Annotated in this window: 12 protein-coding genes; 8 read left to right on the top strand and 4 right to left on the bottom strand. The window is 46.2% G+C overall.

Annotated elements, in window-relative coordinates; all coding sequences use genetic code 11:
- The first annotated feature begins 6 nt into the window (after positions 1–6).
- On the top strand, positions 7–1263 hold the full coding sequence (locus BS19_RS07610; protein ID WP_084185948.1) for an EAL and HDOD domain-containing protein: 1257 nt from the start codon (positions 7–9) through the stop codon (positions 1261–1263).
- An 81-nt stretch (positions 1264–1344) separates the two neighbouring features.
- On the opposite strand, the gene BS19_RS07605 is transcribed toward BS19_RS07610, so the two are convergent.
- Positions 1345–2262, bottom strand: coding sequence for an aminoimidazole riboside kinase (locus BS19_RS07605; protein WP_038174415.1), 918 nt, complete (start codon positions 2260–2262; stop codon positions 1345–1347).
- 251 nt (positions 2263–2513) lie between these two features.
- Between BS19_RS07605 and BS19_RS07600 the strand changes: the two genes are divergently transcribed.
- Positions 2514–3527 carry a substrate-binding domain-containing protein gene (locus tag BS19_RS07600; protein WP_038174414.1) on the top strand — a complete coding sequence of 338 codons (1014 nt, stop codon included), beginning with the start codon at positions 2514–2516 and terminating at the stop codon, positions 3525–3527.
- Here the strand turns inward: BS19_RS07600 and BS19_RS07595 are convergent.
- A complete protein-coding gene (locus BS19_RS07595; RefSeq protein ID WP_038174413.1) occupies positions 3519–4859 on the bottom strand; it encodes an MATE family efflux transporter in 1341 nt (446 codons plus the stop codon). The two genes, BS19_RS07600 and BS19_RS07595, sit on opposite strands and share 9 nt — an antisense overlap.
- Positions 4860–4963: 104 nt before the next feature.
- Between BS19_RS07595 and BS19_RS07590 the strand changes: the two genes are divergently transcribed.
- Positions 4964–5917 (top strand): LysR family transcriptional regulator, encoded by a 954-nt coding sequence (locus BS19_RS07590; RefSeq protein ID WP_084185947.1) that lies wholly within the window; start codon positions 4964–4966, stop codon positions 5915–5917.
- A 14-nt stretch (positions 5918–5931) separates the two neighbouring features.
- Here BS19_RS07590 and pncB read toward each other — a convergent pair whose 3' ends face one another.
- Entirely contained in the window at positions 5932–7176 is a 1245-nt protein-coding gene (gene pncB, locus BS19_RS07585) for a nicotinate phosphoribosyltransferase (RefSeq protein WP_038174412.1), read from the bottom strand.
- A gap of 266 nt (positions 7177–7442) precedes the next feature.
- Here pncB and BS19_RS07580 point away from each other — a divergent pair, with 266 nt between their 5' ends.
- Together BS19_RS07580 and BS19_RS07575 are read left to right on the top strand one after the other, a co-directional pair.
- On the top strand, positions 7443–8156 hold the full coding sequence (locus BS19_RS07580) for an NUDIX hydrolase (RefSeq protein ID WP_038174411.1): 714 nt from the start codon (positions 7443–7445) through the stop codon (positions 8154–8156).
- Between the two features lie 17 nt (positions 8157–8173).
- Positions 8174–8821, top strand: coding sequence for an isochorismatase family protein (locus tag BS19_RS07575; protein ID WP_038174410.1), 648 nt, complete (start codon positions 8174–8176; stop codon positions 8819–8821).
- A gap of 105 nt (positions 8822–8926) precedes the next feature.
- Here the strand turns inward: BS19_RS07575 and BS19_RS07570 are convergent, their stop codons facing one another.
- Positions 8927–9853: a LysR substrate-binding domain-containing protein gene (locus BS19_RS07570; RefSeq protein WP_038174408.1), complete on the bottom strand. Its 927-nt coding sequence runs from the start codon at positions 9851–9853 to the stop codon at positions 8927–8929.
- An 88-nt stretch (positions 9854–9941) separates the two neighbouring features.
- Between BS19_RS07570 and BS19_RS07565 the strand changes: the two genes are divergently transcribed.
- The 3 genes from BS19_RS07565 to BS19_RS07555 all read left to right on the top strand — a co-directional run bounded on the left by BS19_RS07565 (position 9942) and on the right by BS19_RS07555 (position 12745).
- Entirely contained in the window at positions 9942–10841 is a 900-nt protein-coding gene (locus BS19_RS07565; RefSeq protein WP_038174407.1) for a PhzF family phenazine biosynthesis protein, read from the top strand.
- A 51-nt stretch (positions 10842–10892) separates the two neighbouring features.
- On the top strand, positions 10893–11432 hold the full coding sequence (locus BS19_RS07560; protein ID WP_038174406.1) for a hydrolase: 540 nt from the start codon (positions 10893–10895) through the stop codon (positions 11430–11432).
- 410 nt (positions 11433–11842) lie between these two features.
- Complete coding sequence (locus BS19_RS07555) at positions 11843–12745, top strand: sensor domain-containing diguanylate cyclase (protein WP_038174405.1); 903 nt, start codon at positions 11843–11845, stop codon at positions 12743–12745.
- Positions 12746–12780: the final 35 nt, after the last annotated feature.

Raw genomic sequence — 12780 nt, 5'->3', positions numbered from 1 at the left:
GGTCTTATGGCAACAGCCCGCTTACACAAGCCTGTCGACCAAGAGAATATCGCGTTCTCATTTGTCGCGCGCCAGCCAATATTAGATCAGCAGCAAGAGTTAATTGCGTTTGAGCTTTTGTATCGTGATGGAGAAAAAAACGCTTTTCCCGTCGACATCAGTAGCAGCCAAGCCACCAGAAAGCTTCTCGCTGAGCAGTTGTTGGGTTACCAGTCAAAAGTTCTTGGCGAGTGCCGAGGGTTTGTCAATTTCAGCTATGACTGCTTGATTGAGGGAATTCCATTCGATTTTCCAAGCGATGCGCTGGTTGTCGAGGTGCTTGAAACCTGCGCACCAGATGACAAATTGTTTGCTGCATTAATTGAGCTAAAGCAAGCGGGATATACCATCGCACTTGATGATCATATTGAGAGCTCAGATTGGCATCGTTTCTATCCACTAGTTGATATCATTAAGATTGATATCCAGCAAACTTCATTGCTCAAGGCACGAGGATTAATGGATAAACTGGTTGATCACGATATCTGCTTTTTAGCTGAAAAAGTCGAAACGAATCAAGAATTTCAACGTGCTAAAGATTTTGGCTTTGAATTGTTTCAGGGTTACTTTTTTACTAAGCCCGAGATAATCAAGAACCGAAAAATTAATACCTCATTTAATGATCTGGTCCGCTTAACCCAATGTTTGGCCGAGCCGAAAATTGATTTTGATGAAGTCAGTGTTATTGTCTCGCGCAATCCGGTGCTCTCTCATCAATTACTCAATTTTGTCAACGCGTGCAGCGCTCTCAATACGCCGATAAAGTCGCTCAAACAAGCGGTAGCGTATTTGGGTGAAGACAAACTGAAGAAGTTCGCCTCCTACGCTGTGATCTCTTCATTTGCACCAGGTAAGCCGAGTGCCCTCTACTTGCTGTCACTTCATCGAGCGAAGATGTTTCAATTGATGATGGCTTACCTTAAGGGGCCTGAGTTAGTCAACAGCGCTTATTTGTGTGGATTATTATCGTTGATCGATGCGATTCTCGACGTTGATCTTAAAACCGCGTTAAATAAGATTAAACTTGATAGCAGCATTAAACAGGCGCTACTGCAAGGTGAAGGTATGTTAGGTGAACTATTGGCTCTAAGTCAGTCAATTGAAGCCTCACAATGGCAAGAAATAGAACACATTCGCCACCAACTCGGCGTCAATGAACAAGAGATTATTGCCTGTAACGTTGAGGCGGCAATTTGGTTAAAAGAGTTACACCTTAACCTTTAATCTAGTAATTAGATCTTTACAACCAGCATGAATGCAACCGTCAATGAGCCCCAGATTATTCGTGGGGCTTTTGCTGAGCGGTTAAATATAAGCTTTGAGCTCTGCTTGAGTTGGCAGTGCTGTCATTGCGCCTTTTTGTGTGGTCGCTAACGCACCGCAGCCGTTGGCCCATTGAACGGCCAATTCGATTGTTGCGTCGTTTTTCCACTCGTCGGATTGAGACAATTGCGCCAGCAAGCCGCCTACAAAGGCATCGCCAGCACCTGTGGTATCAACCGGCTTGACTGGTTGGCCTGAGATCAGGCGCTGGGTGTTGTTGTACACAACCAATGCGCCTTTAGCTCCTTGAGTGACAAGCACTAAGGTGTTGCGGTACGGTTCGATAGCCGCAAGCCCAGCGTCTAATGAATGAGTATCAGTAAGGTACATCAGTTCATCGTCAGAAAACTTAATCACATCAGCCAGTTCAATCGCTTGATGCACAACCGACTTTAACTGCTGTGGCTCAGCCCAGACTTCTTCACGCAGATTTGGGTCAAAGCTGACATAGCCGCCCGCTGACTTGATGCGACGCATGGCTTCTAGTGTCGTGCTTCGGCTTGGTTCATTAGCCAGTGCGATTGAACAGACATGTAGCCACTGACCAGTTTTAAAAGGTGGAATGTCTTGTTCAACCAAAAATTGATCAGCGCTGGGTTTAACCATGAAAGTAAAACTGCGTTCACCATTGTCATCTAAATCAACGATCACCGTCGAAGTGCGTTGCGCGTCGTCGAGTAACATAAACTGTGTATCGACGTTTTCTTCACGCAGAGTTTGTTGCATGAAGCGCCCAAGTGGGTCTTGCCCCACACGACCAAAAAAGGCGCTCTGCCCACTGAGCCTTGCGACTGCGACCGCAACATTTGCTGGCGCACCCCCCGGACATTTTAAATAAGTCGATGGTGACTGTGGAATTAAGTCGACGACTGCGTCGCCAGTAACCCAAACTTTGTTCATGTGGTTGCCTCTAATGTTCAATAACAATAAGCTAATTATAGAGCTAAAACGGTTTAGCCTGCTACAAGATCGACGCTATAATCTCTGAGCGAGCGACAAGTTGTGATCCAAAGCGATCTTTTTTAATTTGGTTTGCAGCGGACGCGCTATTGAGTTTTTAAAGCATTAGAATTCTTGCCTAATGGCAGTAGAATAATGCAGAAGAGCAACGCCATCATTACCCAAATAACGAGCGATAACGCAGGAAAATAATGACAATAAAAAAGGTTAAGCTAGCAGATATCGCAGAGCTTGCAGGCGTTTCCAAGTCTACGGTTAGTTTTGTGCTCAACGGTCATGCCCAAAAGCATCGCATTAATGAAGAAACCGTCAAAAAAGTGCAAGCTATTGCGAAGGCGAATAACTACTCGCCCAGTAGTTACGCTCGGGCATTGAAGTCTAAACAGACCTACACCGCAGGTTTAGTTATCCCAGATTTGACTAACATGGGTTTTGCGACCATTGCGAAACACCTTGAGACTTATTGTCGCGCGGCGGGCTATCAACTGTTAATTGCTTCATCGGATGACGATCTTGAGACCGAAATGGCGGCGATCCAGAGCTTAATCGCGAGACAAGTCGATCTACTATTGGTTGCCAGTTCGATGACAGATCCAAGCTATTTAGAGCAAATCGGGCAAAATACGCCAGTGATTCTGTTTGACCGAGTGATAAAAGGAACGACATTATCCAGTGTGACAACAGACGCTGCCGCCGCAACTCAACAGGTGGTGGAAAAGCTTGTTCAGGGCGTCGACGAGTGTATTTATATTGGTGGGCAACTTGAGTTGTCACCGAGTATTGATCGTTTCACTGGTTACCAAGCTGGATTGAAAGGCGCGGGTTTAGAGTTTAAAGCGGCTCATGTCTTTAGCCAAGATTATCAGCCGCAATCGGGCTATCAAATGCTGGCTCAGGCGTTCCAAGAATTAGCCAGACCGCCCCAAGCGATTTTCACTGCGTCTTATTCACTGCTTGAAGGGGTATTGCGTTATCTCACGGAGCACAACATGCTGCAAGCGGACATTCGCCTCGCAACCTTTGACAACTACGATATTTTAGATTGTCTACCGTTCCACATTCACTCGGTCGAGCAGGACTGTCAGCTTATTGCCCAGACGCTGTTTGAGACCAGCCGAGCGTTAATACAAACACCGGATCGTCGATCGGAAACGCGGGTTCTGCCGGCTAAAGTCCATTTTAGAAGTCGCGCGCAGTCAGTGTGATGCCACACTGACCAAATTGCCACTGCGCTGCTTACGGATAGCTATCAATAACTGCACTAACAGCAAGACTCCCGTAACGCCGAGACCAATCCCAATTCCAGCCCAGATGCCTGTGAGTTGGTAGCCGGGCATCAGTAGCCAAGCGGCAGGCAAACCAAACAACCAATAACCGATGGCGGTTAATAGTGTTGGTCTCATTACAATCTTCATTCCACGTAATAGGTTAATCGCTAGCAACTGCCAAGCATCAACAATAAATGACAGAGCAACAACCCACAGAACGAGATTGAGCAGTGTACTGAGTTCACTATCGAGGTTGAAAAAGTGTGCGATCACCTCTGGCCATAAGATAAAACCACCAGCAAGAACAACACTCAGCAGTGTGGTAATACCGAAGCTGCGAAGTGCGGTTTGCTTAATTCCCTGATAGTTTTCGGCCCCAAAATCTTGCCCGACCAAAATAGCCGCCGCTTGTGAGAAACCGAAATTAATATTCCAAGTAAAGCTTAAACATTGCAGTAAAATCTGATGCAGCGCGAGCGCAGCAATACTGATCGTTCCCGCCATCAATGTTCCGCCATAAATCAAACCATGTTCAAGTAGCGCTGCCATTGCAATAGGCAGTCCCATCGCGAGCAGTGGCGTCAATAAAGACCAAGAATACTCCTCGCGGTTGTGCCAAGGGGCAAAAGAGAGATATTCCGGACGTTTAAACACCCATGCGCCGTAACCAATGGTGACGATCAACGCTGCCAATGCGGTGCCAGCGCCAAGCCCAGTCAGACCTAAATCTAGGCTAAATGCGAGTACGTAGCTAATCGGAACATTAAGCGTGACAGTCAGAAGTGACATCACCATGATGGAGCGAACATTGCCAAAAGCGCTGGTCAATCCTCGCAATACTAACAGCAATAGAGAAGGCAACATGGCCCATTTCAAAGCGTTGACATACTCCATCGCAGGTGCAACCAGTTCGCTCGGTTGTTTTGTCGCAGCCAGCAACTGTGGCACAAAAGCAAAGCAGAGGCTTAGAATCACACTCAGGATAAAGGACAGCAAAACGGCGCCTTTAATCGCAAGGCGAATTTGTTGATTGCCGAACTCGGGGCGCGCTACACGCTGACCATAGGCGATGGCGACTAAGTTAGCGACGCAGCCGACGCTGCTACCCGCGATGATAAAAACAAAAGAGTAGATAGAGGCACCCAAACCACCTGCTGCAAGGGCTGACACACTCAGGCGTGACATCATCCAAACGTCGGTTAGAACCAACGCCATTGAGATCATCTGCGAGATAATTAACGGAACGGCGAGTGAGAGAATTTTCTTCATTGTTTGCCTCGTGATCATTATCACATAAAGGTAAGGTTTCTCTCTCTGGTGTTCAAATGACATTTATGCCACATTGGCATGAGTTCAAGTTATAGGAGATAGGTGTGAGGCCTTATTCAAATCTACCTTACTCACACAACAGCTTAAAAGTCTTTGAGGCTGTGGCGCGATTGATGAGTTTTACTAAAGCGGCTGATGAGTTAAATGTCACGCAAAGTGCGGTGAGCCGTCAGATTAAGCAGCTCGAACAAGAGTTCAATGTTGTGCTTTTAATTCGCAAGCATCGAGCGATTGAGCTCACTGATCAAGGCCGCGATCTGTTCGAGGTGTTACGGCAGCACTTCCATAACCTAGATGCATTAATTGCCCAGTGGAAAGCGCCCGCCAAAAAACGCATTGTGATCAAAAGTGCGTTAAGTTACGCCACCCGAGTTTTGATCTCCCATGTCGCGTTTTTAAACGAGAAATATCCCGAACATGAAATCGTCATTATTCCTTCGATTGAGGAAGCCCCGGTCCTGGAGCAAGAGGATTGTGACTTGTTGATCATCAATACACGTCAGCATGAGCGCTATTTACATAAACCGGGAGTCACGTTTTTGCGCGCTGAATATATGGCGCCAGTCTATGCTGAGCTGCTTTCAAAGCGAGATCTACGCATTCAAGACGTTTTGGCTTTGCCTCATTTGCATGCCACATTGGATCATCAAGACTGGAAGTTATGGTTGGCGAACGCTGCACTAGAGGGGCAGAACAAAGGTCGAGATACGGTGTTTTTTAGTCTAGATCTTGCCCTTAGTGCTTGTCTGTCGGGACAGGGAGTGACGGTTACCGATCTGCTTTTAGTCTTACCTGAGCTTAAACGCCAGTTTCTCAAATGCCCTAAAGACATTGCTCTTCAGCACAGCGATTGGCATTACTATTGCTATCAACGTAATCACTCGCCTGTAGCGAATGAGATCAAGCAATGGCTCCTTGCGCAAACTGAGGCGGACATTGCCGAGCTAAAACGGCTGAGCGACAAGTTTGCGTGGAGTACTCTGGATGTTGAGTTCTAGTCGGGGGGTGACTGTTAGCTCGCGATGTCGAAACTGGGTAGCAAACCAAACTGCTGTTTGAGCTGGGTCAGAAACGCTTCATCTTCACACATCGCCTTTTCTGGCTCATCACTTATTTTTGCCACCGGGCCATCACTGCAGCGCGTCATTTTCACTACCATAGAGAGCGGTTGATACGTCACGCCATCAACCGTCCAGTCGCCCATATCATTGGCGAGAAAGGTTCCGATACCGAAGCTTACCTTAGCTTTACCTGCAAAGTATTCTGCAATATCTAGCGCTCGGTCAAAATTAAGGCCATCAGTAAAAATGAGTACCTTAGAGGTTGGATCAATACCGAGCGACTGATAATGGGCGATGATTTTGTCACCCCAAGTGAATGGGCAGCCTGAATCGTGACGCACGCCAGCATAAGCCGCGGCTCGTTCGAAAGTAAAATCCTTTAGAAAGGCTTCAATACCGATGGTGTCGGTCAAGGCGATACCTAGTTTGCCATCAAATAGTGTTTGCCAATGATCAAGCGCGGCCTTTTGTGAGTCGCGAATGTTAACCAGTTGCTGGTGGGCCATAAACCATTCGTGCGCCACAGTACCAATCGGCGTTAAGTTAAACTCCCGCGCTAGGTGATCGTTACTGGTGCCAGAGAGTAGGTCGGGCACATTATGGCGTAGGTAGTTGACCACTTCACGCTGCACCTGAGCACTGAATCGGCGTCGGCTACCCATTTCAGAAAACTGAAAGTGGCCGATCCCACGCTGAGCTAACTGTGATGTTAAATGAGTGATTTTACGTTCAAGCACATCGGCAAAATGAGAATATGAAATATCAGCCCAAAAGCGGCGACTGCGCACTTCAGAAATGATGCTCATCACCATGGTTTCGTAAAGAATGGTTTGATGCCAAAGGCCTTGGATAGAAACACGTAACTGGCCACTCTCTGTGGTGGTCACTGTCACTTGCTCACTAGGTTTAAAGCGAAACTCAGCTAAGTAATTCAAGAAATCCGCATCAAGGTAATCGGCTTGTTGGTTTAAGTAGTGAATATCATGGTCACTAAAACGGCATTCTTCAAGTTGGGTAATCTCAGCCTCGACTTGTTCGGCTAATGCCGCCAAGCATTCGTTTGACCTTACGATTAGCTCGTAACGAACCTGCGTACGCGGATAAAGCTTAAACGCGCCAAACATCATATTGATCTTATACACATCCAGATCAAGTGCGCTTTGGATAATTCGGTCATTAAAAAGCACGGCAGTCATCAAGCCAGTCCTATTACATTTACAGGCGATCAATAGGTCAAACTTTAAGTAATGCTATTTAGTTTGTCAAACTATGTTACTAACTAGATGTGTAAAAACAATGTTTCGCTTAAGCGTTATACTTACTATTAACTCTAGTGATTACAGTGTGTAATACAGTGACTCCTAGATTAATGATAAGGTTAATCACAAATGGTTACTTTCTATTTGACCTTGGCTAAGGCAATGATAAAGTAGGTCACACGTTAGGAAGAAGAGAGCAATAAATGATCGTCACGATCGACATGATTTGTCTTCGACTCGCAGAGCAAGGTCTGGAAGTTTTGCTCATTAAGCGCAGCAACCCGCAAAGGCCGCATTGTGGTATGTGGTCGATCCCGGGTGGGTTTGTGTTCGAGCATGATTTTGTGAACCAAGGTGGACAACCCGCCGACCAAGATTTTGATGCCGCACGCAGACGGATTTGTCGTCAAAAAATTCACACCTATCCTAATTACATCAGTGAACCAATGGTTGACGGCAACCCCAAACGCGATCCAGACGGTTGGAGTGTGTCCATCGCTCACTATGCCTTACGCAATCGCGCCAACATCGATCAAATCGACAACTGTGGTCTGTGCCAGCAACAGCTGCGTTGGTTTGAACTTAAACAGATACTTTGTGATCAGGTTGAGCTTGCCTTCGACCATGCAGAGTTAATTAAATTGGCATGGACAAAGCTCAGAGCTGCGATTGAATATACTTCGGTGGCGCTTTTTGCGCTTGAGCCTGAGTTTCTCGTCTCCGATATTATTGCGGCTTACGCAAAATTTGGCGTTGAAGTAAATCGCATGACCGTCAAGCGTCGTCTGATTGAGACCGGCGTGATTGTCAGTGCCAACAAACTTGCTTCAACCAACAAAGGCAAAGGGGGAAAGCCTGCACAGGTTTACCGTTTGGCCGAAAAACGTGTGAGTTACTTTCAGACTTGTCTGCGTTAACAGCAAAGGAGTAGATAATGCCAATACCAACCATAGTTCTTGACCAAAGCAAAACCGCTTCTATTGATGTTGACCCACAGAAAGGGTTTAGTGAGTTGTGCCCCAATGAACTGCCTGTACAAGGTGCGTTAGAGATCGTTGAACAACTAAAACGTAACCACACCATGGCCAGTTTAAAATTAGTTTCACGCGATATGCACCCGCCGGGCGCGGCTTGGGAGGCCACATCGCCTGATCAAATGTTGCAGCCTGTTGGTCTGCCAGAAGTGGATATTAAGTGGAACCCTCACTGCGTGGTCGGTACGCCGGGCGTTGAGCTACTTCCGGGTCTACCTGCGATTCGTGACTATGACTTTCAACTCAATAAAGGCATAGATCCTGACGCTCACCCTTATGGTGCGTTTTATCATGATCAGGCTGATACGCTTTCGACCGGTGGGATTGAGTTCTTGCGTGCTCACCAGATTGAGACCGTCATTGTTGGTGGGCTTGCGCTCGATTTCTGTGTTAAAAAATCGGTTGAGCAGTTGCTTGATGCGGGTTTTAACGTCGTGCTTAACCTTGCATCGACTCGAGCAGTGTTTGCTGACAATACTCAAGCCGTTGTCGCCGAACTAGAGCAAAAGGGCGCTGTGGTCGTCGAAAGTGCCGAGGCATTACGCTAACCACCTATTTTTTGCATTTTAATGGCGCCTTAAGCGCTCCGTTGGTGCTCTTGGGTAATTTGTTAACCATCTCGTTATTACTGCTAAGTAATATTTCTACAATGTCTAAATCGACTGCTGTGGCGTTAAGGTGGCTTTGACTTGCGCTTTTAACCAACGCAGCAGATCACGATAACGATCTGTTTGAGCAAAGCTTGCTGGGCATACCAACCAATAGCCAGTTTGTAATTTCACTGGCGGGCCAACGGCCTCAATAAAACCTGCCTTAAGATCTTGTTCGATTAACAAGGTTCGTCCTAGTCCTATGCCCATGCCATTAATCGCGCCCTGCAGCATAAGGTCGGCGCGATCAAACTGGTAACGATGTTGTTTGGTCGAGTAGGCAATGCCAAGTTGCATAAAGTACTCACGCCAATTAAATCCCGTGCCGTCGTCTTTGCCCCGGCGATCTTCTAGTAGTTCAAGCGCAATGTCAGCCAAATCTTCTATGTGCTTGATACTTGCGGTTAGGTTCGGCTTCGCGACAGGTTGTAACTGTGAGTGACATAAACGCACCGCGTGCAAGCCAGGATAAGGCCCCGAACCATATCGAATTGCTGCATCAACTGCGCCACTGGCGAAATCAGCGTGATCATCTTGTACTGTCAGCGCGACATCGACATCATCATTTCTATGAGCGAGCAAAGGGATCAACCACTTCATCGCGAGTGATGAAGAAACACTAAGACGAACTTGTTGGCTTACGTTTAACTGCTCTAATTGCTTAAGTGCCTGTGGCCACAAAGAGACAGCTTGAATGGCAGCTTGACATACAATGTCTCCAGCTGGCGTTGGTTTGAGTTGACGAGTGGTTCTTTCGAATAAGCTTAAACCTAACGCCTTTTCAAGTGAGCGAACGCGATGACTCACTGCAGATTGTTGAACGCCAAGTATCTCTGCGGCTTTAGTAAAACTTGCCTGTTGGGCAATAACAGCCAACATAGGCGCGGCTTGTGTTAGGCGGTGAGTGAGTTTTTCTTGGTCGTTATTCATGAATTAATCTCATGTTTAGATGAGTGTCTATAATAGCCTTGTATCATTATATTTAACAAATATTCAATCGATACTAGGAAGTAAATAAATGAACTCAACTCATCAAACAGTCAATGTAAATATCGTTAACGGCTTTGTTGCTAATGGCAAAGGCGGCAATCCGGCCGGAGTGGTGCTCAATGCGGATGGCTATTCTGAGCAGCAAATGATGTCGATTGCTAATAAGGTCGGATTGTCTGAAACGGCGTTTGTGTCCTCATCACAAACTGAAGGGTTAAAATTGGATTTCTTTACCCCAAATCGACGTATCGCCCATTGTGGTCACGCCACTATCGCCGCTTTTTCTTACCTAGCAGAAACAGGCGTTGTGGGCGAAGGCGAAACCAGTAAGGAGACTATCGATGGTCCGCGTAAGGTTGTGATTAAGGAGGGGGCGGCCTACATGGAACAACTGGCGCCTAGCTATAGTGATGCGCGTGATTGGCACCAGTGTGGAGTGACTGAAAATGAGGTACTAGAGGCATTGAATTTGTCGCCCAGTCAACTGGCTAAGGATATGCCAGTGACGCTAGTTAATACTGGCAACAGTTTTGTCATCATAGCGGTCGATAGTGTTAACACTTTGGCGAGTATTGTGCCAGATTTTGCAAAAATTACGGCGATCAGCGACAAATTGGACTTAATCGGTGTGTACGTGTTTACCATCGACACCCCGCAGCAAGTGGATGCAACGACGCGAATGTTTGCGCCACGTTTTGCTATTGAAGAAGAATCGGCAACAGGAATGGCGGCTGGGCCATTAGCGTGCTATCTCTATGATGTAGTTAAAATGAATAAGGCTCACTTTGTCATTCGCCAAGGTGAGTATATGCAGCCAGCGTCACCCAGTGTGATTAATGTTGAATTGAACCTTGATGCAGAGCAGATCACCAGTTTAATGGCGGGTGGATTTGGTAAGTTGATGGACCAAAGAAGCGTCGTCATTTAGTTCAGCGGCTTTTACTACATTGTTATGGCGATCAATAGGGAGAACAAAGCGATGTTACACAGAGCGAAAACGGGTTTAGTGATTGTAGATGTGCAAGGCAAGTTAGCTCGTTTGGTCGCCGACAGCAATGAGGTGATAGACAACTGTGTAGCATTGGCGCAAGCCGCGCAGATACTAACGCTGCCTATTGTGTGGTTGGAACAAAACCCAGAAAAGCTTGGCGCAACCGTTGACGAACTTGGTTGCCGTTTGGTCGAGGAACAACCAATAACCAAATTCACCTTCAGCGGTTGCAAACAACCAAGGTTCATCGAAGCGGTCGAACGCGCTGATGTTGATACGTGGTTAGTGTGCGGTATTGAAGCGCATATTTGTGTTTATCAAACAGCGCTTGGTCTGCATAAGCTCGGCTATCAGGTTGAGTTAGTTACAGATTGTGTCTCTTCACGCACATTAAGCAACAAACAATTGGCTATTCGTAAACTTGAACAGCAAGGAGTCATGTCGACCAGTCTTGAGATGGCTTTGTATGAGTTGATTGAAGATTGTCGCGACCCAACATTTCGTTCCATCCTCAATCTAGTCAGATAACGCTACCTTATCGCAGATTGCTCATTGATCGGCCACGGGCCACGTTGTTACCGTGTGACAGATAACGTCGCTGTGAGAGCCAGTATCCGGTAGTAATCAATCCTTCCAAATAGTGACCATTTGCGGCGATAGCATCCGCGGTAGTGGTGCCAAATATGGCGAGAGGAGGTCGACTCCATCGCTGAACAACTGTCATTCAATCGTTAGTTTATCGAGTAGTGTTCAAAATAATCCACTTATGTTAGATGATCTTTTTATTCGATCAGTTTCTTGTTCGATCAGCGATTATCTCTATGTTTAGACTATTATCAATAAATACCATGCATAGGTTTATTTTTTTGAGCTACGTCTGATGTTGCACAATTGTTTCACGCTATGCTGACACCACGTTGAAGTAAAAAGGCCATCGAATGGACTTGAAGGATCGTTATTTTACCGTCTTAGATTCATTGCCTGATTATGTATTTATTTTTTCACAGTCAGGGTTATACATTGACGTCTATGGTGGTGAAGAGTGTGCGACAGGTTTTGATTGTAAACCCTTTATAGGTCGCTCGCTTTACGATGTTTCACCGCCAGAGATGGCGAAGCAATTCCACTCTTATATCACCACTGTCTTAGATACTAATCAGACTAAAGTTGTTCGTTATAAATTTGATAGCCAAAATATGATTGAATTACCTGATCATGTTGTGATTTCACAAGAGTTATGGTTTGAGGGGCTCATCAAACCGCTCGATTTCATTGAAAATGGCGAACGAACCGTGGTTTGGACGGCGAGAAATATCACTCAGAGACACTGGTTAGAAATGCGTCTTAAAGAATTATCCGAGAAAGATGATCTAACGGGTATTGCCAATCGGCGCTCTTTCACCGAATCCTTATTAAAGGCGATAGAGGATTTTCATCGAGATCAACGCCAGTTCTCTTTGCTGATGCTCGATATCGATCATTTCAAACGCGTCAATGATTCAATGGGGCACAGTGTTGGTGATGAAGCGATTCGCTCGGTCGCCCAACTGCTCAATAATCAGCTTAAAAATAGTGATTGTTTTGGCCGGATTGGCGGTGAAGAGTTTGCCGTCATTTTATATGATACCGACTTAGCGACCTCAGTTTTGGTGGCCGAAAAGCTCAGACGATGCTTAGAGAATGCATCGTTTGATATCGATGGGTATCAAGTGGCATTGACCATCAGCATTGGCGCAACAGAAGTGCTGGCAAGTGATGTGGCAATTAAAAGTATTTTAACCCGTGCAGACGATGCGATGTATTGTTCGAAAAACTTAGGCAGAAATCGTGTCAGTTATTAGAGCTTGACGTTTGACTGAGCCATTTTCTTTAATCG

Source organism: Vibrio pacinii DSM 19139, from assembly GCF_000711795.1.
Lineage (GTDB): Bacteria > Pseudomonadota > Gammaproteobacteria > Enterobacterales > Vibrionaceae > Vibrio > Vibrio pacinii.
This window is presented reverse-complemented; position numbering and strand designations above follow the sequence as displayed.

What these genes read in the sequence shown, in the direction of transcription:
- BS19_RS07580 (WP_038174411.1), top strand. Translation starts at nt 7,443, where the DNA reads ATGATCGTCACGATCGACATGATTTGTCTTCGACTCGCAGAGCAAGGT.
- BS19_RS07570 (WP_038174408.1), bottom strand. Translation starts at nt 9,853, where the DNA reads ATGAATAACGACCAAGAAAAACTCACTCACCGCCTAACACAAGCCGCG.
- BS19_RS07610 (WP_084185948.1), top strand. Translation starts at nt 7, where the DNA reads ATGGCAACAGCCCGCTTACACAAGCCTGTCGACCAAGAGAATATCGCG.
- pncB (WP_038174412.1), bottom strand. Translation starts at nt 7,176, where the DNA reads ATGACTGCCGTGCTTTTTAATGACCGAATTATCCAAAGCGCACTTGAT.
- BS19_RS07595 (WP_038174413.1), bottom strand. Translation starts at nt 4,859, where the DNA reads ATGAAGAAAATTCTCTCACTCGCCGTTCCGTTAATTATCTCGCAGATG.
- BS19_RS07600 (WP_038174414.1), top strand. Translation starts at nt 2,514, where the DNA reads ATGACAATAAAAAAGGTTAAGCTAGCAGATATCGCAGAGCTTGCAGGC.
- BS19_RS07605 (WP_038174415.1), bottom strand. Translation starts at nt 2,262, where the DNA reads ATGAACAAAGTTTGGGTTACTGGCGACGCAGTCGTCGACTTAATTCCA.
- BS19_RS07555 (WP_038174405.1), top strand. Translation starts at nt 11,843, where the DNA reads ATGGACTTGAAGGATCGTTATTTTACCGTCTTAGATTCATTGCCTGAT.
- BS19_RS07565 (WP_038174407.1), top strand. Translation starts at nt 9,942, where the DNA reads ATGAACTCAACTCATCAAACAGTCAATGTAAATATCGTTAACGGCTTT.
- BS19_RS07560 (WP_038174406.1), top strand. Translation starts at nt 10,893, where the DNA reads ATGTTACACAGAGCGAAAACGGGTTTAGTGATTGTAGATGTGCAAGGC.
- BS19_RS07575 (WP_038174410.1), top strand. Translation starts at nt 8,174, where the DNA reads ATGCCAATACCAACCATAGTTCTTGACCAAAGCAAAACCGCTTCTATT.